20 protein-coding genes are annotated in these 21684 nt (G+C 70.7%); 13 read left to right on the forward strand and 7 right to left on the reverse strand.

Going from position 1 to position 21684, the window contains the following annotated elements:
- Position 1 precedes the first annotated feature (1 nt).
- Positions 2-904, reverse strand: coding sequence for an EamA family transporter RarD (rarD, locus tag LQ326_RS07450; RefSeq protein WP_372496779.1), 903 nt, complete (start codon positions 902-904; stop codon positions 2-4).
- A 185-nt stretch (positions 905-1089) separates the two neighbouring features.
- Complete coding sequence (locus tag LQ326_RS07455) at positions 1090-1941, reverse strand: SDR family oxidoreductase (RefSeq protein ID WP_234533969.1); 852 nt, start codon at positions 1939-1941, stop codon at positions 1090-1092.
- A 164-nt stretch (positions 1942-2105) separates the two neighbouring features.
- Here LQ326_RS07455 and LQ326_RS07460 point away from each other — a divergent pair, with 164 nt between their 5' ends.
- Positions 2106-2444, forward strand: coding sequence for a winged helix-turn-helix transcriptional regulator (locus tag LQ326_RS07460; RefSeq protein ID WP_234534256.1), 339 nt, complete (start codon positions 2106-2108; stop codon positions 2442-2444).
- 123 nt (positions 2445-2567) lie between these two features.
- On the opposite strand, the gene LQ326_RS07465 is transcribed toward LQ326_RS07460, so the two are convergent.
- From LQ326_RS07465 to LQ326_RS07485, 5 genes are all read right to left on the reverse strand, one after another.
- Entirely contained in the window at positions 2568-3650 is a 1083-nt protein-coding gene (locus LQ326_RS07465; RefSeq protein ID WP_234533970.1) for a 2-oxoacid:ferredoxin oxidoreductase subunit beta, read from the reverse strand.
- The gene (locus LQ326_RS07470; protein WP_234533973.1) at positions 3643-5571 is read right to left on the reverse strand and encodes a 2-oxoacid:acceptor oxidoreductase subunit alpha; all 1929 of its coding nucleotides are present in this window, start codon (positions 5569-5571) and stop codon (positions 3643-3645) included. The genes LQ326_RS07465 and LQ326_RS07470 overlap by 8 nt, the downstream gene beginning before the upstream one ends.
- 202 nt (positions 5572-5773) lie before the next feature.
- Complete coding sequence (locus tag LQ326_RS07475; protein WP_268206765.1) at positions 5774-6481, reverse strand: response regulator transcription factor; 708 nt, start codon at positions 6479-6481, stop codon at positions 5774-5776.
- A 425-nt stretch (positions 6482-6906) separates the two neighbouring features.
- Positions 6907-8268, reverse strand: a complete 1362-nt coding sequence (locus tag LQ326_RS07480) for a sensor histidine kinase (RefSeq protein WP_234533977.1) — start codon at positions 8266-8268, stop codon at positions 6907-6909.
- 193 nt (positions 8269-8461) lie between these two features.
- The gene (locus LQ326_RS07485; RefSeq protein WP_234533979.1) at positions 8462-9652 is read right to left on the reverse strand and encodes a sensor histidine kinase; all 1191 of its coding nucleotides are present in this window, start codon (positions 9650-9652) and stop codon (positions 8462-8464) included.
- A 258-nt stretch (positions 9653-9910) separates the two neighbouring features.
- Between LQ326_RS07485 and LQ326_RS07490 the strand changes: the two genes are divergently transcribed.
- The 12 genes from LQ326_RS07490 to LQ326_RS07545 all read left to right on the forward strand — a co-directional run bounded on the left by LQ326_RS07490 (position 9911) and on the right by LQ326_RS07545 (position 21596).
- Positions 9911-10321 carry an NADH-quinone oxidoreductase subunit A gene (locus tag LQ326_RS07490; protein ID WP_234533981.1) on the forward strand — a complete coding sequence of 137 codons (411 nt, stop codon included), beginning with the start codon at positions 9911-9913 and terminating at the stop codon, positions 10319-10321.
- Positions 10312-10932: an NADH-quinone oxidoreductase subunit B gene (locus tag LQ326_RS07495; protein WP_234533982.1), complete on the forward strand. Its 621-nt coding sequence runs from the start codon at positions 10312-10314 to the stop codon at positions 10930-10932. The genes LQ326_RS07490 and LQ326_RS07495 overlap by 10 nt, the downstream gene beginning before the upstream one ends.
- The gene (locus LQ326_RS07500) at positions 10929-12413 is read left to right on the forward strand and encodes an NADH-quinone oxidoreductase subunit C (RefSeq protein WP_234533984.1); all 1485 of its coding nucleotides are present in this window, start codon (positions 10929-10931) and stop codon (positions 12411-12413) included. The genes LQ326_RS07495 and LQ326_RS07500 overlap by 4 nt, the downstream gene beginning before the upstream one ends.
- Positions 12410-13378 (forward strand): complex I subunit 1/NuoH family protein, encoded by a 969-nt coding sequence (locus LQ326_RS07505; RefSeq protein ID WP_234533986.1) that lies wholly within the window; start codon positions 12410-12412, stop codon positions 13376-13378. The genes LQ326_RS07500 and LQ326_RS07505 overlap by 4 nt, the downstream gene beginning before the upstream one ends.
- A complete protein-coding gene (locus tag LQ326_RS07510) occupies positions 13378-13950 on the forward strand; it encodes a NuoI/complex I 23 kDa subunit family protein (protein ID WP_234533988.1) in 573 nt (190 codons plus the stop codon). The genes LQ326_RS07505 and LQ326_RS07510 overlap by 1 nt, the downstream gene beginning before the upstream one ends.
- On the forward strand, positions 13947-14648 hold the full coding sequence (locus tag LQ326_RS07515; RefSeq protein WP_234533990.1) for an NADH-quinone oxidoreductase subunit J family protein: 702 nt from the start codon (positions 13947-13949) through the stop codon (positions 14646-14648). Before LQ326_RS07510 ends, LQ326_RS07515 begins: the two co-directional genes overlap by 4 nt.
- Positions 14648-15025, forward strand: a complete 378-nt coding sequence (nuoK, locus tag LQ326_RS07520) for an NADH-quinone oxidoreductase subunit NuoK (RefSeq protein WP_234533992.1) — start codon at positions 14648-14650, stop codon at positions 15023-15025. Before LQ326_RS07515 ends, nuoK begins: the two co-directional genes overlap by 1 nt.
- A complete protein-coding gene (locus LQ326_RS07525) occupies positions 15022-17016 on the forward strand; it encodes an NADH-quinone oxidoreductase subunit 5 family protein (RefSeq protein WP_234533994.1) in 1995 nt (664 codons plus the stop codon). Before nuoK ends, LQ326_RS07525 begins: the two co-directional genes overlap by 4 nt.
- Before the next feature lie 6 nt (positions 17017-17022).
- A complete protein-coding gene (locus LQ326_RS07530) occupies positions 17023-18597 on the forward strand; it encodes an NADH-quinone oxidoreductase subunit M (RefSeq protein WP_234533996.1) in 1575 nt (524 codons plus the stop codon).
- Positions 18594-20117, forward strand: coding sequence for an NADH-quinone oxidoreductase subunit N (locus tag LQ326_RS07535; RefSeq protein WP_234533997.1), 1524 nt, complete (start codon positions 18594-18596; stop codon positions 20115-20117). The genes LQ326_RS07530 and LQ326_RS07535 overlap by 4 nt, the downstream gene beginning before the upstream one ends.
- Positions 20118-20343: 226 nt before the next feature.
- Positions 20344-21207: a zinc metalloprotease HtpX gene (gene htpX / locus LQ326_RS07540; RefSeq protein ID WP_181808994.1), complete on the forward strand. Its 864-nt coding sequence runs from the start codon at positions 20344-20346 to the stop codon at positions 21205-21207.
- Positions 21204-21596, forward strand: a complete 393-nt coding sequence (locus LQ326_RS07545) for a YccF domain-containing protein (protein WP_234534000.1) — start codon at positions 21204-21206, stop codon at positions 21594-21596. The genes htpX and LQ326_RS07545 overlap by 4 nt, the downstream gene beginning before the upstream one ends.
- The last annotated feature ends 88 nt before the right edge of the window (positions 21597-21684 follow it).

The raw sequence follows: 21684 nt of genomic DNA on the forward strand, positions 1-21684 counted from the left end.
GTCACACCTGACTTGCGGGAGTCTCCGCGACCGGGGCCGCCGGCCGTGGTACGGCCACCGCCGCGAGTGCCCGGGCGCCCTGGTGGGCGGTGCGCAGCGCGTCCCAGGTGAGCAGGGCGAGGGCGAGCCAGACCAGGGCGAAACCGGCCCAGCGCTCGGTGGGCATGGCCTCGTGGAAGTAGAGGATGCCGCAGAGGAACTGGAAGACCGGCGCCAGGTACTGCAGCAGGCCGAGCGTGGAGAGCGGGACGCGGATCGCGGCGGCGCCGAAGCAGACCAGCGGGACCGCGGTGACGATGCCGGTGGAGGCCAGCAGGGCCGCGTGCCCGGCGCCGTGGTCGAGGAAGCCGGACTCGCCGCGGCCGGCCAGCCACAGCAGATAGCCGAGCGCGGGCAGGAACTGGATCGCGGTCTCCGCCGCGAGTGACTCGATGCCCCCGAGGTTGACCTTCTTCTTGACGAGCCCGTAGGTGGCGAAGGAGCAGGCGAGGACCAGGGAGATCCACGGCGGCTGCCCGTAGCCGACGGTCAGCACGGCGACGGCGGCGACACCGATGCCCACCGCCGCCCACTGCGCGGATCGCAGCCGTTCCTTCAGCAGGAGCACGCCCATGGCGATGGTGACGAGGGGGTTGATGAAGTAGCCGAGGGAGGCCTCGACCACGTGCCCGGCGTTCACGGACCAGATGTAGACGCCCCAGTTGACGGTGATCACGGCGGCGGCGACCGCCACCAGGGCCAGTCGGCGCGGCTGCCGCAGCAGCTCACCGGCCCAGGCCCAGCGTCGTACGAAGACGAGTGCGACGGCGACGAAGACGAGGGACCACACCATCCGGTGGGCCAGGATCTCCACCGACCCGGCGGGCTTGAGCAGCGGCCAGAACAGCGGAACCAGCCCCCACATGCCGTAGGCCGCGAAGCCGTTCACCAGTCCTGTCCGCCGCTCAGCCTTCGATATGTCGGCCACCGGCCCTCCTCACACCCAGCTTCGGTACACCGCCGGGACGAAGGTAGCGCCGAGCACCCCGGGCTGTCATGGCCGTATCGGTATACGGTCATGACAGCCCGGGGTGCTGTCTCTCCGGAGGCCTACTTGAGCGCGGCGGCGATCGCCTCGGAGATCGGGGAGGTCGGGCGGCCGGCCAGGCGGGCGAGGTCGCCGGAGTCGACGACCAGTTCGCCCTTGGCGATCGACGCGTCGACGTCGACCAGGATCGCGGCGAACATCTCCGGCACGCCGGCGCCCGTCAGGATGCCCTGGAGCACCTCGCCGGGCACCGAGTTGTAGGCGATCTCCCTGCCGGTCTGCGCGCTCAGTTCGGCCGCGTACTCGGCGAAGCTCCAGGCGGCGTCGCCGCCCAGCTCGTACGTCTGGTTCTCGTGGCCCTCGCCGGTCAGCACGGCGACCGCGGCGGCCGCGTAGTCGGCGCGGGAGGCGGAGGAGACGCGGCCCTCGCCGGCGGCCGCGACGACGGCGTTGTGCTCCAGGACCGGGGCGAGGTTCTCGGTGTAGTTCTCGTGGTACCAGCCGTTGCGCAGCAGGGTGTAGGGCAGGCCGGAGGCGAGGAGGGCCTCCTCGGTGGCGCGGTGGTCGTCCACCAGCGAGGCCTTCAGGCTGTCCGGGGCGCTGGTGTACGCCAGCAGTGCCACACCGGCCGCCTTGGCGGCGTCGATGACGGCCTTGTGCTGGGCGGGGCGACCCTTGTCGAACTCGTTGCCGGAGATCAGCAGCACCTTGTCGCCGGCGGCGAAGAGGCCGTCGAAGGTCTCGGGGGCGTTGTAGTCCGCGACGGCGATCTGCACGCCCCGGGCGGCGAAGTCGTCGGCCTTGGCCGCGTCGCGGACGACGGCGGTGATCTGATCGGCCGGGACCTTCTCCAGCAACTGCGTCACTACGTGACGGCCGAGGTGTCCGGTGGCTCCGGTGACAACGATGCTCATGGTGTGCGATCTCCTTGTGGGGTGCCGATGTCACTAACCCTAGGATGTGCGCTAACCAAAAGAAAGTACCCACTTTGAAGTAAGGTACTGGCATGACCGTAAGTACCCTGGAAGGTGCCCCGGACGCCGGTGCCGCCGCCGCGAAGTACGTCGTCGGCGCGGAGATGTGCCCGTACCGCCTGGTCCTGGAGCACGTCACCAGCCGCTGGGGCGTCCTGGTCCTGATCCAGCTCCTGGACCGTCCGCACCGCTTCAGCGAACTGCGCCGCGCGATCGGCCGGGTCAGCGAGAAGATGCTCACCCAGACCCTCCAGACCCTGGAACGCGACGGCCTCGTGCACCGGGACGCCAAGCCCGTCATCCCGCCCCGCGTCGACTACTCCCTCACCGACCTGGGCCACGAGGCCGCCCGCCAGGTGCGGGACCTGGCGCTGTGGACGGAGCGGCGGATGGCGGACGTGGAGCGGGCCCGGAAGGCGTACGACGACGCGAAGCGCTCCTGAAGGCCCCTGGCCCCTGAGCCCCAGCCGCCTGAGCCCCTGAGTTCCTGAGTCCCTGTACGGACGCACGGACACGAAAGCGGGGCCCGGACGCGCCGTCCGGGCCCCGCTGGTGTCCTCACGAGCTCAGCCCACGACCGTCCAGGTGTCCCCGCCGGCCAGCAGCGCCGCCAGGTCGCCCTTGCCGTGCTGCTCGACCGCGGTGTCCAGCTGCTCGGACATCTGCACGTCATAGACGGGCCGTTCGACCGAGCGGAAGACGCCGAGGGGCGTGTGGTGCAGGGTGTCCGGATCGGCCAGCCGGGACAGCGCGAACGCCGTGGTGGGGGAGGGGGAGTGGGCGTCGTGGACGAGGATCTCGGACTCGTTGTCCGCGGTCACGTCGACCACCCTCAGGTCGCCGGTGAGCCGGTCGCGTACGACACCGCGCGCGCCGTCCGCGCCGAAGCGGATGGGCTGCCCGTGCTCCAGGCGGATCACCGCCTCCTCGGCGGACTGCTTGTCCTTCAGGGCGTCGAAGGCGCCGTCGTTGAAGATGTTGCAGTTCTGGTAGATCTCGATCAGGGCCGTGCCCGGGTGGGCGGCGGCCGCGCGCAGCACCTCGGTGAGGTGCTTGCGGTCGGAGTCGATCGTGCGGGCGACGAAGGACGCCTCCGCGCCGATCGCCAGCGACACCGGGTTGAACGGGGCGTCCAGCGAACCCATCGGCGTCGACTTGGTGATCTTGCCGACCTCTGACGTCGGCGAGTACTGCCCCTTCGTCAACCCGTAGATGCGGTTGTTGAAGAGGAGGATCTTCAGGTTGACGTTGCGGCGCAGGGCGTGGATGAGGTGGTTGCCGCCGATGGACAGCGCGTCACCGTCACCGGTCACCACCCACACCGACAGGTCACGCCGGCTGGTGGCGAGCCCGGTCGCGATCGCGGGGGCGCGGCCGTGGATGGAGTGCATGCCGTACGTGTTCATGTAGTACGGGAACCGGGACGAGCAGCCGATGCCCGAGACGAAGACGATGTTCTCCTTCGCCAGCCCCAGCTCCGGCATGAACCCCTGTACGGCCGCCAGGATCGCGTAGTCACCGCAGCCCGGGCACCAGCGCACCTCCTGGTCGGACTTGAAGTCCTTCATGGACTGCTTGGCCTCGGCCTTGGGGACGAGCTGCAGCAGTCCGTCGGTCACATCGGTCGCGTCGGTCAGGGCGTCAGTCATGGATGGCCTCCTTGAGCGCCGTGGCGAGCTGCTCGGCCTTGAACGGCATGCCGTTGACCTGGTTGTAAGAGTGCGCGTCGACCAGGTACTTCGCCCGGACGAGGGTGGCGAGCTGACCGAGGTTCATCTCGGGGATCACGACCTTGTCGTAGCCCCTCAGCACAGCGCCGAGATTGCTCGGGAACGGGTTGAGGTGCCGCAGATGCGCCTGCGCGATCGGCTCGCCGGCAGCGCGCAGCCGCCGTACCGCCGCCGTGATCGGCCCGTACGTCGAGCCCCAGCCCAGCACCAGGGTGCGGGCGCCGTCCGGGTCGTCGACCTCGATGTCGGGGACGTCGATGCCGTCGATCTTGGCCTGCCGGGTGCGGACCATGAAGTCGTGGTTGGCGGGGTCGTAGGAGATGTTGCCGGTGCCGTCCTGCTTCTCGATGCCGCCGATGCGGTGCTCCAGGCCGGGCGTGCCGGGGATCGCCCACGGGCGGGCGAGGGTCTGCGGGTCGCGTTTGTACGGCCAGAAGACCTCGCTGCCGTCCTCAAGGGTGTGGTTGGGGCCGCTCGCGAAGCGCACCCGCAGATCGGGCAGCTCCTCCAGCTCCGGGATCCGCCAGGGCTCGCTGCCGTTGGCCAGGTAGCCGTCGGACAGCAGCATCACGGGGGTCCGGTAGGTCAGCGCGATCCGGGCCGCTTCCAGCGCCGCGTCGAAGCAGTCGGCCGGAGTCCTGGGGGCGATGACCGGGACCGGCGCCTCGCCGTTGCGGCCGTACATCGCCTGGAGCAGGTCGGCCTGCTCGGTCTTGGTCGGCAGTCCGGTGGACGGCCCGCCCCGCTGGATGTCGACGACCAGCAGCGGCAGCTCCAGCGAGACCGCGAGTCCGACCGTCTCGGACTTCAGGGCCACGCCGGGACCGGAGGTCGTCGTCACGGCCAGCGAACCGCCGAACGCGGCGCCGAGGGCCGCGCCGATGCCGGCGATCTCGTCCTCGGCCTGGAAGGTGCGCACACCGAAGTTCTTGTGCTTGCTGAGCTCGTGCAGGATGTCGGAGGCCGGGGTGATCGGGTACGACCCGAGGAACAGCGGCAGATCCGCCTGCCGGCTCGCGGTGACCAGGCCGTACGCCAGGGCCAGGTTCCCGGAGATGTTGCGGTAGGTGCCCACCGGGAACGCCGTGGTCGCCGGGGCGATCTCGTACGAGACGGCGAAGTCCTCGGTCGTCTCGCCGAAGTTCCAGCCCGCCCGGAAGGCCGCCAGGTTGGCGTTCATGACCTCCGGCTTGCGGGCGAACTTCTGCTTCAGGAACCTCTCCGTGCCCTCGGTCGGCCGGTGGTACATCCACGACAGGAGGCCGAGCGCGAACATGTTCTTGCTGCGTTCGGCCTCCTTGCGGCTGAGGTCGAACTCCTTCAGCGCCTCCACGGTCAGCGTGGTCAACGGCACCGGGTGGAGGCCGTAGCCGTCGAGGGACCCGTCCTCCAGGGGCGAGGTGAGGTAGCCGACCTTCTGCATCGCCCGTTTGGTGAACTCGTCCGTGTTGACGATGATCTCCGCGCCGCGCGGCAGATCCCCGATGTTCGCCTTCAACGCGGCCGGATTCATCGCGACCAGCACGTTCGGCGCGTCACCCGGGGTGAGGATGTCGTGGTCGGCGAAGTGCAACTGGAACGAGGAAACCCCCGGCAGAGTGCCTGCGGGGGCCCGGATCTCGGCCGGGAAATTGGGAAGAGTCGACAGATCATTACCGAAGGACGCGGTCTCCGACGTGAAGCGGTCGCCGGTGAGCTGCATACCGTCACCCGAGTCCCCCGCGAACCGGATGATCACCCGATCCAGGCGCTGGACGGCCTTCATACCGCCCGGTTTGCGCTGCTCTCCCACGACGGTTCCGTCGGCCTGTTCCCTTGTCCTGCTGACCTGGCTGGTCACTGAACTGGACCTCCTTCGAGGCGGCTGCCCGGGCGTGGTCGTCTCACGGACCATCCCGCAATCAACCCTACGTCGGTTAGGGTCGCCTTCCCGTACCAGCTCGCATGCTGGACAGGCTCCTGAGACGACCTGTCGCCCTGGCTTGTCATGATTTTCCCTCCCCCTGGCCGCCTTCGGGTGCCGACACGGTGCCGTCGGCCCGTCAGGAGTTCAGATACGTCAGAACGGCCAGAACGCGCCGGTGGTCACCGTCGCTCTGGGAGAGTCCGAGCTTGAGGAAGATGTTGCTGACGTGCTTCTCGACGGCTCCGTCGCTCACGACCAGCTGCCGCGCGATCGCCGAGTTCGTCCGCCCCTCGGCCATCAGCCCCAGCACCTCCCGCTCCCGTGGGGTGAGGCCCGCAAGGACGTCCTGCTTACGACTCCGGCCCAGCAGCTGTGCGACGACCTCCGGATCGAGCGCCGTACCGCCCTCGGCGACCCGCACCACGGCGTCCACGAACTCCCGCACGTCGGCGACCCGGTCCTTCAGCAGATATCCCACGCCCCGGCTGGAACCGGCCAGCAGTTCGGTGGCATAACGCTCCTCCACGTACTGCGACAGCACCAGCACCCCGAGCCCCGGATGCGCCTTCCGCAGTCGTACGGCGGCCCGCACACCCTCGTCGGTGTGCGTCGGCGGCATCCGCACATCCGCGACGACCACGTCCGGCAGCGCGTCCTGCGTGTCCAGCTCGGCAATGGTCTTGACCAGCGCCTCCGCATCCCCGACGCCCGCGACGACGTCATGCCCCCGGTCGGTCAGCAGCCGGGTCAGCCCCTCCCGGAGCAGCACGGAATCCTCGGCGATGACCACCCGCACCCTGTCCTCCACTGTTCTCCGGCCCCCCACACCCCGTCCGGCGTACATGCCTGCCCTGTCCGAAAGTCCAGCATTCCAGCATTCGGATCGGAGTGCGTGCCGGTAAGAGGAGGCGGCAAACCAAATCAGGCCGCCTCCCCGCGCCTTCACCGCCCGGCAACCAGCCTGCCTGTCGTTCCCTCATCCCACCGTGTGCTTGTGCTCGAAGCCCGCTCCGTACCCTCCTCCGCTCTGTCGGTCGTGTGTGGTCGAAGGCCGGTCCGCCCCCACCACCAGCCCGCCCGGCATCCGCGGACGAAAGCCGGTCAGCACCCCCACTACCAGCCCGTCCGGCGTTTGAGGACGAGGCCGTTCAGGCCGATGCGGGGGTTCGGGGGCGGCAGCCCCCGGAGCGGGCGGTCGAAGGGGGCCCACCCCCTGGAGGACGGGACGTGGACGGGACGGGTAGGGGCGGCGGGGGCGAACACCCGCCCTCAGCCACGCCAGGGCAACTCCGCCGTCACCCGCGTAGGCCCACCCACCGGCGAGTCCACCACCAGAATCCCGTCGACCGCGTTCAGCCGCTCGGCCAGCCCCGCCAGCCCCGACCCCCGCGCCGTGTCCGCACCCCCCACCCCGTCGTCCACGACCTGCAGCATCAACCGGTCCGCACTCCGCCACACATCCACCACCGCCCCACTCGCCCGCGCATGCTTGCTGATGTTCTGCAGCAATTCGGACACCGTGAAGTAAGCGATCCCCTCGATCGCCGCCGCCGGCCGCTCCGTCAGGTCGACCTCCACCCGCACCGGCACCGTGCACCGCGAGGCCACCGCGGACAGCGCCGCGTCCAGCCCCCGGTCGGTCAGCACCGCCGGATGGATCCCGCGGGCCAGGTCCCGCAACTCCTGCAGCGCGGTCTTCACCTCACCGTGCGCCTCGTCCACCATCCGTGCCGCGGCCTGCGGATCCTCCCGCAGTTTCTCCTTCGCCAGCCCTAGGTCCATGGCCAGCGCCACCAGCCGCGCCTGCGCCCCGTCGTGCAGATCCCGTTCGATCCGCCGCAGATCGGCGGCCGCCGCGTCCACCACGATCCCCCGGTCGGACTCCAGCTCCACCACCCGCGACGCCAGCTTCGACGGCCCCAGCAGCCCGTGCACCAGCACCCTGTCCACCAGCGTCAGCGCCCGTACGATCCACGGCGTGGCCAACGTGAACAGCAGTCCCACCAGCGCGGTCACGGTGATCTCGAACGGGTTGTCGAGGTAGACACTGTGGTGCGCGTCGCCGTACAGCTGCAGCCCGCCCTGCCCGACCCACACCGGGAACACCCAGAACCACAGCGGATACGTCAGCAGCGCCCAGCCGTACGTCCAGAAGCTGAGGGCGACGACGAACGAGAACATCGACCAGGGGAACTGCAGGACCGCGTACAGCAGATGACGCCAGGACGTGCCGCTCTTCAGGACCGCGCCGACCCAGGCGAACAAACCCGGCTTGCGCATCCGCAGCGGCTCCGGATCGGCCACCTCCAGCTTCAGCAGCGTACGCGCGCGTGCCCGTTCCATCGTCCCGAAGCCGCGGCACCCGGCGAGGGCCACCGCCAGCAGCGGGATCCCGACGAAGGTCACCAGCAGACCGACGCCGAGGGACACCATCGTCACGGTCCACACGAACAGCGTGACGCCGACCGGAAGGCCCAGCAGGACATAGCCGAACTCATGCCAGCTACGCGCCTCGAACGGCGCCCGCAGCACGGCCGGCACCCGATGCCGACGCTCACCGTACGGCTCGCGGCCGTATCCGTGGTCCTGCCCGTACCCGTACTCGTACTCGTGTCCGTATTCCGTGGCCATCGGAGCCGTCCCCTCCTGTCCTGTACTGTCCAGCCCCGCCCCATCGGCTTCACGGCCTTCACGGGCTTCACCGGCCTGTCCTGCCGTACCTCCTCCACCCTGCTGTGCCGCAGGTCCAGGGACCATGGAGTCCGTCGGCGTCTTGAACGGGGGGTTTTCCCCACCCCTCCTGTACCGTCCGCCCTCTTCCCGGCTACGCCCGGTCGCGCCAGGGCAGCTCCGCGGTGACCGTCGTGGGACCGCCGGCCGGCGAGTCCACGACGAACAGGCCGTCGACCGCGCCCAGCCGGTCCGCGAGGCCACGCATCCCGGAGCCGCCGTCCAGACTCGCCCCGCCGCGCCCGTCGTCCCGCACCTGGATCAGCAGCCGGTCGTCGGCCCGCCACACGTCCACCGAGGCGTTACGCGCCCCGCTGTGCTTGCTGATGTTCTGCAGCAGCTCGGAGACGGTGAAATAGGCGATGCCCTCGATCGCGGGCGCCGGTCTGGACGGCAGATCGGCGGTCACCTGGACCGGCACCGTGCAGCGCGAGGCCACCGACGACAGCGCCGCGTCCAGCCCCCGGTCGGTCAGCACCGCCGGATGGATGCCCCGGGCGAGATCCCTGAGCTCCTGGAGCGCCAGTTTCACCTCGCCGTGCGCCTCCTCGACCATCACCGCGGCCGCGTCGGGATCCTCCAGCAGTTTCTCCTTCGCCAGCCCCAGCCCCATCGCCAGATTGACGAGCCGGGCCTGCGCCCCGTCGTGCAGATCACGTTCGATGCGCCGCAGATCCGCGGCTGCCGTGTCGACGACCACCCCCCGGTCCGACTCCAGTTCGGCGATACGGCGCTCCAGCTCGTCGGAGGGCGACAGGAGCCCGCGCACCATCGCCCGGTCCACGTTCGCCAGCCCGCGCGCGATGAACGGCAGCACCGGCCACAGCACGAACAGCGAGGTCAGCGTGGTGCAGAAGGTGAGGATGCCCCATGGCAGCCGGATGAAGTCGTACAGCAGCGTCCGCCAGCCCACCGGGTCCTTCAACGTCATCCACAGCCGCTGGGTGCCCGCACCCCGCCTGGCCCAGGGCAGCGGTGTCGGCTCCTCCACTCGCACCCCGAGCAGCGCACGCGCGCGTGCCCGCTCCAGCTTCCCCAGCTGCCGGGCGCCCAGCAGGGTCGCGGCGAGCAGGGGTATGCCGATCACCGTCAGCGTCAGTACACCGCTCACCCACACCGTCGTGACGACGTAGACGAAGCCGAACAGCGCCATGGGCAGGTTCAGCAGGAGGTGCGCGATCTCCTTCCAGGTGTGACCGTCGTAGGCGAAGCGCACGGGCGGCAGTCGTTCACGGTCTTCTCCGCCGTCGGGGAAGCTGAGGGATCGGGGTGCGGATGCGGTCATATGCGCCAGCGTGCCGTGTGCCGTGGCGCGACGCCATGGAGTTCGCCGCCGGGCCCGTCCTGGGGAAAGCCCCCCAGGCGCCTCCAGTCTCACGTCTCCTGGGGTCTCCACCTTGTCCCACCGTGTGACGGGCTGCTTACCGTGTCTTTATCAGGGCCTAGACTCCCGTGCGTACAGATCGTCGAATCAAGAGTTGACTGAGGTCACGGCGCCGGGCTGGTCCGGGCCTGTGTCTGTCGAGGGAATGAGGGACGGGCGATGCGGGAGACGGTGGGTGGTGAGCCGACCGTGGCCGTCGCGGCGGGCTACTTCGCGTCCTACTCGGTCGTGGGACTGCTGACGCTGGTCGGCGTGATCTTCGTCGCCGTCGCCTTCGGCGCCGGCCGGCTGCTGCGCCCGGTGGTCCCCACCCCCGAGAAGCTCCTCACCTACGAGTGCGGCGTCGACCCCGTCGGCGAGGGCTGGGCCCACACCCAGGTCCGCTACTACGTCTACGCCTTCCTCTATGTCATCTTCGCCGTCGACTCGATCTTCCTGTTCCCCTGGGCGACGGTCTTCGCCGCCCCCGGCTACGGCGCGACCACGCTCGTGGAGATGTTCGTCTTCCTCGGCTTCCTCGCCGTCGGCCTGCTGTACGCATACAAGAAGGGCGTCCTGACATGGACGTGACGCCGGACGTGACGCCGCCGGAGCCCGTGCTGCTCCCGGAACCGAAGCGGCTGGGCGCGCTCGCCCGCCTCGCTCCCGAACCGATGAAGGTCGTCCTCAACTGGGGCCGCCGCTACTCGCTCTGGGTCTTCAACTTCGGCCTCGCCTGCTGCGCGATCGAGTTCATCGCCGCGTCGATGGCCCGCCACGACTTCATCCGCCTCGGCGTGATCCCCTTCGCGCCCGGCCCCCGCCAGGCCGACCTGATGGTGGTCTCGGGCACGGTCACGGACAAGATGGCCCCGGCGGTCAAGCGCCTCTACGAGCAGATGCCCGAACCGAAGTACGTCATCTCCTTCGGCGCCTGTTCGAACTGCGGCGGCCCCTACTGGGACTCCTACTCCGTCACCAAGGGCGTCGACCAGATCATCCCCGTCGACGTCTACGTCCCCGGCTGCCCGCCACGCCCCGAGGCGCTCCTCCAGGGCATCCTCAAACTCCAGGAGAAGATCGCGGCGGAGTCCCTGGGCGAGCGTTACGGCACCCTCCGTCCGTCCGCCGCGGCCCTTCAGAGCGGGCTGGTCCGGCCCCCGGCCGTCACGGCGGACGAGAGCGAAGGGGGCGCGCGATGACGGCCCCGGTCGGCTGGCTGCCGGCCCCCGTCGAGGAACTCTTCGGCACGGACGCCACAGCCGACGAGTCCTATGGCGTCCTGACCGTCGACCTTCCTCCCTCCTCCTGGCTCGCCGGCCTGGAGATCGCCCGTACGACCCTCTCCTGCACCTACTTCGACTGGCTGAGCGCGGTCGACGAACCCGGCACCGGCTTCCGCGTCTCGGCCCACGTCGTCGCCCTCGCCCCGGTCCGCCGTCTGCTCCTTCGTACGACCGTCCCGCACGCCGCCCCCGAACTCCCGTCCGCCGTCGGCGTCTACGCGGGCGCCCGCTGGCACGAACGCGAGACCCACGAGATGTTCGGCGTCAGCTTCACCGGCCACCCCGGCCTCGACCATCTCCTTCTCCCGGAAACCTTCGAAGGCCACCCCCTGCGCAAGGACTTCGTCCTCGCCGCCCGCGTCGCCAAGGCCTGGCCCGGCGCCAAGGAACCGGGCGAGTCCGACCACGGTGGCCCCAGGCGGCGCCAGATGCTCCCTGCGGGCGTCCCTGACCCCAACGAGTGGGGCCCCCTCAAAGGCCAACTCCCGCCCGCCCCCGCCCGCCCCGCCCGCCCGGCGGCCGGCCGCACGGCCGGCGACCGCCCGGTACGCCGTACCCGCACGACCGCGGAGGGCTCGGCGAGCCAGGCGACCGGGGCGGCTGAGACAACCGCGGCGGCACCGGCGACCGAGGCGGGCGCGGCTGGTGCGGCGGGTATGACGGGTGCGGCGGGTGCGGCGGGTGCGGCGGGTGCGGCGGGTGCGGCGGGTGCCGCAGGACGCCCGGCCGTACCGCGCCGGTCACGGAGTGCGCGTGCGGGATCCGCTTCGCAGCGGACAGCCCCCGGTACGGAAGAAGCGCCCGCCGGGGAGCCCGCCGCGGAAGGCTCCGCTGCGCAGGCGAGCACTCCCGAGGCGGGGCCGTCGGCCGCTCCGCGAGGGCCGCGCCGGTCACGCACGGCCTCGGGCGGCTCCGCTTCACAGCGTGCGCAGGAGACGGACACGCCGACGGCGCCCGCCGCTCCGGCCCGTCCCGCCGCCCCCCGCAGCTCGGACGCGCCGTGGCACCACGCCCGTCCGGCCTTCGACGAACCGGAGGCCGGGAAGCCACGCGGGACGTCGCTCGACTCGACGGAGGCAACCGGGGCCGAGGCCGGGGAGCCGGGGCCGGGGACGAGGGCGGCGCCGACGGGAGAGCCGGCGGCACCGGGGCCGGCCGCGGCCGGCCCTGCCGCTGCCGAGGAGCCCGAGTCGGACCCCGCCGGGCCTGAAGCGCCCGACGACTCCGGCCCCGAACCCTCGACCTCGCGGAACCGGTCTTCCGAGGCCCCCGCCCCTGAGGCTCCCGCACCCGAGGTCCACCCCTCCGAGGCCCCGCCCGACCGCGAAGTCCCGGCCCCCGGCCCCGTCACCCCCGACGACACTCCCCACGACGATTCCCCAGGAGGCCCGCAGTGAACGACGCTCTGGACGTCGCCCTGCGGCTCCTCGTCGTGTTCGTCGTCTTCCTCACCTTCCCTCTGATCGTCGGCCAGACCGAGCACAAGGTGATGGCCCACATGCAGGGCCGCCTCGGACCTATGTACGCCGGGGGTTTCCACGGCTGGGCCCAGCTGATCGCCGACGGCGTGAAGTTCGCGCAGAAGGAGGACGTGGTTCCGGCGGGCGCGGACCGCCGTGTCTTCCAGCTGGCTCCCGCGGTGGCCCTCCTTCCGTATCTGCTCGTGCTGCTCGCCATCCCGATCGGCCCCGGTGAGGGCGCGGTCGGCCAGGTCCTGGACGCGGGTGTGTTCTTCGTGCTGGCCGTGATGGGCGTCGGAGTCCTCGGCTCGCTCATGGCCGGCTGGGCCAGCGCCAACAAGTTCTCCCTCCTCGGCGGTCTGCGCACCGCCGCCCAGCTCCTCGCCTACGAACTCCCGATGCTGCTCACCGCCGCCTCCGTGGCGATGGCGGCCGGAACCGTCTCCCTGCCGGGCATCGTCGCCTCCTTCCACTGGTGGTGGCTGCCCTGGCAGATCACCGGCGGTCTGGTCTTCTTCACCGCCGGCCTCGCGGAACTCCAACGGCCCCCGTTCGACATGCCCGTCGCCGACTCGGAGATCATCTTCGGCGCGTACACCGAGTACACCGGCCTGCGTTTCGCCCTGTTCCTGCTCGCCGAGTACGCCGGGATCGTCGTCCTGTGCGGTCTGACCACCGTCCTCTTCCTGGGCGGCTGGCACGGCCCGTGGGGTGCCGACGGCCTCGGCTGGCTGTGGACCCTCCTGAAGACGGCCCTCCTCGCCTTCGTCGTGATCTGGCTCCGCGTGACCTATCCCCGGCTGCGTGAGGACCAGTTGCAGAAGTTCTCCTGGACTCTCCTCGTCCCCCTTTCTCTCGCCCAGATCGCCCTCACCGGCATCGTCAAGGTGGTGATCTCCTAGTGGCCCCCATCCCTGGCTCCGGCCTCGCCAAGGGCCTGGCAGTCACCCTGCGCACGATGACCCGGAAGTCGGTCACCGAGCAGTACCCGGACGCCCTTCCCGACCTCCCGCCCCGGACCCGCGGTGTGATCGGCCTGTTCGAGGAGAACTGCACGGTCTGCATGCTCTGCGCCCGTGAGTGCCCCGACTGGTGCATCTACATCGACTCCCACAAGGAGACCGTCCCGCCGGCGGCCCCGGGCGGCCGCGAACGCAGCCGCAACGTCCTGGACCGCTTCGCCATCGACTTCTCCCTGTGCATGTACTGCGGTATCTGCATCGAGGTCTGTCCTTTCGACGCCCTGTTCTGGTCACCGGAGTTCGAGTACGCCGAGACCGACATCCGCGAACTCACCCACGAACGCGACAAGCTCCGCGAGTGGATGTGGACGGTCCCGGCCCCGCCCGCCCTGGACCCCGGTGCGGAGGAACCGAAGGAGATCGTCGCCGCCCGCAAGACAGCCGAGAAGCTCGCGGCCGCCCAGGCCGAGCCGGCCACCGACCGGCCCGAGCCGGGGGAGGGGGAGGCATGAGCCCGCTCACCCAGGCGCCGCACGGCTTCCTGTCCCCGACCGGTGTGGAGATCGCCTTCCTTCTCGTCGGACTGGTCACCTTCGGCGCCGCCCTCGTCACGGTCACCACCCGCCAACTGGTGCACGCCGCCCTGTGGCTGGTGGTCGCCCTCGGCGGCCTCGCCGTCGAATACCTGCTGCTCACCGCGGAGTTCATCGCGTGGGTGCAGGTCCTCATCTATGTGGGTTCCGTCGTCGTCCTCCTGCTGTTCGGTCTGATGCTCACCAAGGCCCCGATCGGCCGCTCCCCGGACGCCGACTCCGGAAACCGCTGGGTCGCGCTGGCCGTCGCCGTCGTCGCCGCGGCCGCCCTGGTCTGGGTGGTCGTGGACGCCTTCCGTACCACCTGGATCGACCTGGACGGCGCCGCCGCAGGCTCGACGAAGGTCACCGGCGCGAGCCTCTTCCAGAACTGGGTCCTGCCCTTCGAGGCCCTCTCCGTCCTCCTCCTCGCGGCCCTGGTCGGAGCGATCGTCCTGTCCCGGAAGGCGAAGGCGGAGTCGGCCCCGCCCCCTGTGAACGGCCGGGCCGTCACCGGGAGTTCCCCTTCCGTCACGGGATCCGGGATTCACCCGATCGAGCAAGGGGGCGAGCACGGATCCAAGCTTGTATCCACGCGGGGATCCGAGCAGGGATCCGAGCAGGAAGGCGCCCGCTGATGCACCTCGCCTATCCCGCCGTTCTCTCCGCTCTCCTCTTCTGCACCGGCCTGTACGGTGTCCTCGCCCGCCGCAACGCGATCCTGGTCCTGATGTCCGTCGAGCTGATGCTCAACGCCGTCAACCTCAACCTCGTCGCCTTCGACGTCTGGCTGAGCAAGGCCGCCCGGGACACCCTGCACTCCGGTCAGGCCCTGACCCTGTTCACCATCGCCGTCGCCGCCGCCGAGATCGGCATCGGCCTGGCGATCGTCCTCGCCGTCCACCGCAACCGCGGCACCTCCGACATCGACCGGCTCCGTGACACCGCCGAGGGCCACGAGGACGGCACGCCCACGGACGGGGCGGCCGACGAGAAGGCTGAGGCCACCGCGTGACCACGACCACCCTCGCCGTCCTCGTCCCCCTGCTGCCGTTCCTCGGCGCCGTCGCCGGTCTGCTCCTGGGACGCGCCGCCCCCGGATTCGTCCGCCCGCTCGCTGTCCTGCCGACGCTCGCCGCGCTGGCTCTCGCCTGCACGGTCGCCGCCGACCAGGGCGGCGGCCGAGCCGTGGACGCCCACACCGAGCTCACCCCGACCGGCTCGGTCCCCATCGAGCTCGCCCTGTACATCGACGGCTTCGCCGTCCTCGTCGCCGTCCTCGTCGCCTTCGTCGCCGCCTGCGTGCAGATCTACTCGACCGGCTACCTGCGCGACGACCCGCGCTACCCGTCGTACGCCGCCCTCGTCTCCCTGTTCACCTCCGCGATGCTCCTCGTCGTCTACTCCGGCGACCTGATCGTGCTGCTGGTCGGCTGGGAAGTCATGGGCATCTGCTCCTACTTCCTGGTCGGCCACTACTGGGAGACCCCCGAGGCCCGCGCCGCCTCGATCAAGGCCTTCCTGGTCACCAAGCTCGGCGACGTGCCGTTCCTGATCGGCCTCTTCGCGCTGGCCACCGACGCCGGGTCGTTCCGCATCACCACGGTCCTCGGCACCGTCGCGCACGGTGGGCTGCACCACCCCACCCTGGTCGGCCTGCTGCTTCTGTGCGGTGTGGCCGGCAAGTCCGCGCAGTTCCCGCTGCACACCTGGCTCCCCGACGCCATGGCCGGCCCGACCCCCGTCTCCGCGCTGATCCACGCCGCGACGATGGTCGCCGCCGGTGTCTACTTCGTCGCCCGGCTCCTGCCGGTCTTCGAGGCCGCCGCGGCCGTGATGGTCGTCCTCGCCGTCATGGGGGCCGTCACGATGGTCGGCTCGGCCCTCGCCGCGCTCGCCCAGGACGACATCAAGCGCGTCCTCGCCTACTCGACGATCGGCCAGCTCGGCTACATGACCGGCGCCCTCGCCGTCGGCGACCGCGGTGCGGCCGTCTTCCACCTCCTGTCCCACGGCGCCTTCAAGGCGCTGCTGTTCCTCGCGGCCGGTGTGATCATCCACGCCGCCGGCACCAACTCGCTGGCCGTCATGTCCCGCACCTCCGGCCTGCGCGACCGCGTCCCGGACGCCTACTGGACGATGACCGTGGCCCTGCTCGCGCTCGCCGCGATCCCTCCTTTCAGCGGCTTCTTCTCCAAGGAGTCCGTCCTCGGCGCCGCCGAACACGCCGCCACCGGCCACGCCGAGCACGCTCCCGGCAGCGCCGGCTGGATCGTCCTCGTCGCGGGCCTGGCCACCGCCCTGCTCACCGCCGCGTACGCGACCCGGCTGTGGCTGCTGGCCTTCCGGGGCCGCGGAGCAGCGGCGGCCGACCACGGCAGGCAGCCGCTGTCCATGACCGTGATCCTGTGGGTCCTGGCCGTGCCGTCCCTCGCGTTCGGCGGATTCGCCTACCGGTCACTGCCCGGCTGGTTCGACGGCCGCGCGCTCACCCCGACCCTCACCACGTCGGTCCTCGGCACCGGCCTCGCGCTCGTCGGCGGACTCGCCACTTACGGCACCTGGCAGCGCACCAGGACGCTGGCCGCCCGTGCCCCGCTGGGTGCCGTCGCCGCCCATCCGGAGGGCGACGCGGGACTGGTCGAGGCCGAGGCCATCGCCGCCCATGAGCCCGCGTTCGGGGACGTGGCCCACGCACCCGACCCGGCGGACCCCGGACGGCTGCTGCTCGGCCCGCTGCACCGGCACGCCGCCGACGGCTTCCACCTCGACGCCGTCTACGACGCGCTGTTCGTCCGCCCGGTACTGGCCGCCGCGAGCCTCGTCCAGTTCCTCGACCGCGAGGTCGTCGAGACCTATGTGCGCGGGGCGGGCGCTCTGCCCCGCCTGCTCGGCGCCGCCGTACGGCGGGCCCAGACCGGCAACGTGCAGACCTATGTGAGCGCGCTGCTCGCCGGCACCGTCGTCCTGGCGGTCGCCGTCCTCCTCGTCGCCACGGGAGCGTGAGCAGGCGTGATCGATATCAGCGAGTCCGTGATGCAGTTCCTTCTGGCGTTGATCGTCGTCGGCCCGCTTCTCGGTGCCGTCGCCGCCCTGCTGCCCGCCCCGCCCGGGCTGAAGGGGAAGTCGCCGGAGCAGGCCGTGCTCCGCCACGGCGTGACCGTGACCGGCGTGATCCTCATCGCCGCGATCGTCCTCGCGCTCGGCTTCGACCGCGGCCATCCGTCGAGAATGCAGGCCACGACCGACATCAGCTGGATCCCCGCACTCGACGTGCGCATCCACCTCGGCATCGACGGCATCTCCCTCCCCCTCGTAGTCCTGACCGCGCTGCTGACCTTCCTCTGCGCGCTCTACTCGTACTTCAACCCGCCCGCGGGCGGGCCCCCGAAGGCCTTCGTCGCGCTGCTGCTCGTCCTGGAGTCCGGCACCCTCGCGAGCTTCGCCGTCCTCGACCTGCTGCTGTTCTTCCTCGCGTTCGAGACGGTGCTCATCCCGATGTACTTCCTCATCGCCCGCTGGGGCGGCGAGGGGCGCACCCGGGCCGCCTGGAAGTTCATCCTCTTCACACTGCTCGGATCCGTCGTCATGCTGCTCGGCCTGCTCCTGATCGGAATCAAGGCGGGCACGTTCGACATGGTGGCACTCGCCACTGACAACGGCCGGTCGCTCACCGCATCCGTGCAGGTCATCGCCGTTCTGGCGATCGGGATCGGGCTCGCCGTCAAGACCCCGATGTGGCCCCTGCACAGCTGGCTGCCGGAGGCCCACACCGCGGCGCCGACCGTCGGCTCGGTCCTGCTGGCCGGTGTCCTGCTCAAGATGGGTACGTACGGGTTCGTCCGGATCCTGCTGCCGGTCGCGCCGGACGGATTCCGCACCTTCGCGCCGTACCTCGCCGCCTTCGCGGTCGTCGGGATCATCTACGGGTCCCTGGCCTGCCTGAACCTGGCCAGACGGGGCGCGCAGGGCGACCTCAAACGCCTGATCGCCTACTCCTCCGTCGGCCACATGGGCTTCGTCCTGCTCGGCATCGCCACCATGACCCCGACCGGCGTCAACGGCGCCCTGTTCGCCAACATCGCCCACGGCCTCATCACCGGCCTGCTGTTCTTCCTGGTCGGCGGCCTGAAGGACCGCACCGGCACGACCGACCTGGACACCCTGGCCGAGGAGACAGGGGCCGCCCTGTACGGCAAGGCACCGCGCCTCGGCGGACTGCTCGCGTTCGCCGCCGTCGCCTCGCTCGGGCTGCCCGGACTCGCCGGGTTCTGGGGCGAGATGCTGGCCCTGTTCGGCGCGTTCAAGCCCGCCGCCGACCTGAGCCGCCCGGCCTTCCTCACCTTCATGGCGATCGCCGCCCTCGGCACCCTGCTGACAGCCGCGTACATGCTGGCCGTGGTCCGCCGCGTCTGCATGGGCGCCGCAGCACAGGAGGTGCCCAAGCTCGCCGACGTCCGCAGCTACGAGTTCGCGGCCTGGACCCCGCTCGTCGTTCTCACCGTCGTCGCCGGGCTGTGGCCCAAGGCCCTGCTCGGCCTGACCGACCCGGCCGTGCAGCAGCTCCTCGCAGGAGGCATCCGATGAGCGCCCTGGCCCACCCCCTGGCCGCGAACCTCGTCCAGTCCGTCGACTGGCTCGCCATCGCCCCGCCCACCCTCACCGCGGTCGTCGGCCTGGTCGTCCTCGTCGCCGACCTGTTCGTGCCCGAGGCCAAAAAGCCGCTCCTCGGCTGGGTCTCGGTCGCCGGACTCGCCGCGGCCGCCCTCCTGCTGCTCCCGCTCCTCGGCCACGACCGCAGCACCTTCTGCCTGACGGGCACCACGCGCGCGTGCAGCTACACGGCCGACCGGTTCACTCTGATCGTGCAGTTCCTCGTCCTCGGCGGGGCCCTGCTCACGGCCCTGCTGTCCGTCACCACCCTCAAGGACGGCAAGCGCCGCTATCCCCAGGGCGAGTTCTGGTTCCTGCTGCTCTCCTCGGCCGCCGGCGCAGCCCTGCTGCCCGCCTCCCGCGACCTCGCCACCCTGATCGTCGCCCTGGAAGTCGCCTCCCTGCCCGCCTTCGCCCTCGTCGGAATCCGGCACGGCGACAAGAGGTCCTCCGAAGCGGCCCTGAAATTCTTCCTGTCCTCGGTGACCGCGACCGCCGTGAGCCTCCTGGGCATCAGCTTCGTGTACGCCACCACCGGCAGCCTCTACCTCACCCAGGTCGCCGACCGGATCCAGCACGTGGACGGGCAACTGCACACACTCGCCCAGACAGGGGTCGTCCTCACCCTCGTGGGTTTCGCGTTCAAGACGGCCGCCGTGCCCTTCCACTTCTGGGTGCCCGACACCTACGTCGGCGCACCCCTCCCGATCGCCGCCTACCTGTCGGTCGTCGGCAAGGCCGTCGGCTTCTCCGGCCTGATCCTGGTCACCGTCGTCGCCTTCCCGTCGTACGCCGACGTCTGGGGACCCGCGCTCGCCGCCCTGGCCGCCCTCACCATGACCGTCGGCAACGTGGCGGCCCTGCGCCAGCAGGCCACGCGCGCGTACAGCGCGGTACGACTCCTCGCCTGGTCGTCGGTGGGCCAGGCCGGCTATCTGCTGGTGCCGATCGCCGCCGCCGGATACACCGACGACGCCCAGAAGGCCGTGGGCTCCACCGTCGCCTACGCCCTCATGTACGCGGCCGTGAACCTCGGCGCGTTCGCGGTGGCCGCCGCCGTCGCCCGTACGGAGCGGCTCAACCGGATCTCCGACTACCGCGGCCTGTACGCCAGGAACCCGCTCGCCGCGCTGCTCCTGGCGTTCTTCCTGCTGTGCCTCGCGGGACTCCCGCCAGGCATCATCGGCCTGTTCGCGAAGGTCACCGTCTTCTCCGCGGCCGTCGAAGCCGGTCTCGGCTGGCTCGCCGTCGTCATGGCCGTCAACGTCGTGATCGCCCTCTACTACTACCTCCAGTGGACGGCCCTGCTGTTCCGCGCCCCCGAGGGCGAGCCCGCACGACACCGCCTCCCGGCCCCCCTCACAGCCGCGCTCGCCCTCACCGGCACCCTCGGGGTCGTGCTCTCCGGGGCGCCCCAGCTGGTGCTCCGCTTCGCCGCCACCGGCCTGTTCTGACGTCCCGCACGCGCGCGTGCGGACCATCACGCGCGCCGGGTGCGGCTCTCACCCGGACGGCTCATGAGGCGCACAGCGGACACGAGGGAACTAGAGACCGTCGCCTGGCGTTGACCAGTGCGGGAGGGTCCACTGGACGTGACACCACGACACCGGTGGCATCGCAGATCGGAAGGCAGCACCGCAGGCAAAGGGTTCCCCTGCCGCACGACTTGGAGGGCGTACCGTGCACCGCCGGCACAACGGGCTCAGAACCGCAGTTCTCCTCGGAGGACTGTCGGCACTCATCATCGTCATCGGCAGCTTCTTCGGCCGAACGGGTCTGATCGTCGCGGTCCTCGTCGCCCTCGGCACGAACGCGTACGCGTACTGGAACAGCGACAAGCTGGCGCTACGCGCGATGCGCGCGCGCCCGGTGAGCGAGTTCGAAGCCCCGGCCCTGTACCGGATGGTCCGCGACCTCTCCACCCAGGCCCGCCAGCCCATGCCACGCCTGTACATCTCCCCGACGGAGGCACCGAACGCCTTCGCCACGGGCCGCAATCCGCGCAACGCCGCCGTGTGCTGCACCGAGGGCATCCTGCGCATCCTGGATGAGCGCGAACTGCGCGGCGTCATCGGCCACGAGCTCAGCCACGTCTACAACCGCGACATCCTCATCTCGTCGGTCGCCGGCGCCCTCGCCTCGGTGATCATGTTCCTGGTCAACTTCGCGTGGCTGATCCCGGTCGGCCGCTCGGACGACGACGACGGCCCCGGCTTCCTCGGCCTGCTACTGATCATGATCCTGGGTCCGCTCGCCGCCAGCCTCATCCAGCTCGCCATCAGCCGCTCCCGGGAGTACGAGGCGGACGCCTCCGGCGCCCAGCTCACCGGTGACCCGCTCGCCCTCGCCGGCGCCCTGCGCAAGCTGGACGCCGGCACCAAGCAGCTCCCGCTGCCCCCCGAGCCCCGGATCGAGACCGCGAGCCACATGATGATCGCGAACCCCTTCCGTCCTGGCCAGGGACTGTCCAAGATGTTCTCGACGCACCCGCCCATGGCGGAACGGATCGCCCGGCTAGAGAAGATGGCAGGTCGCCCGCAGTGAAGACCATCCTGAACATCATTTGGCTCGTCCTGAGCGGCTTCTGGCTGTTCCTCGGCTACCTGGCCGCGGGCGTGATCCTCTGCGTCACGATCATCGGCATTCCGTTCGGCATAGCTGCCTTCCGTATCGGCGTGTACGCCCTGTGGCCCTTCGGGTACACGACCGTGGAGCGGCGCGACGCGGGCGCCCCCTCCTGCGTCGGCAACGTCCTGTGGCTGGTCCTCGCCGGCTGGTGGCTGGCCCTCGCCCACATTGTCACCGGCATCGCGATGTGCCTGACGATCATCGGTATCCCGTTCGGCATCGCCAACTTCAAGCTGATCCCGGTCTCCCTGTTTCCGCTCGGACGCGAGATCGTCCCCACGGACCAGCCGTTCGCGACTCGCTGACCCCACGTCACCCCAGGCCGGCACTCCGGTCCGGCGCCTACGGCCGCAAGTTGTCCACAGGCCGGAGCGTCTGCGGGAGGTTGTCCAC

It is taken from the genome of Streptomyces shenzhenensis (assembly GCF_021462265.1).
In the GTDB taxonomy this organism is placed as follows: Bacteria; Actinomycetota; Actinomycetes; order Streptomycetales; family Streptomycetaceae; genus Streptomyces; species Streptomyces shenzhenensis.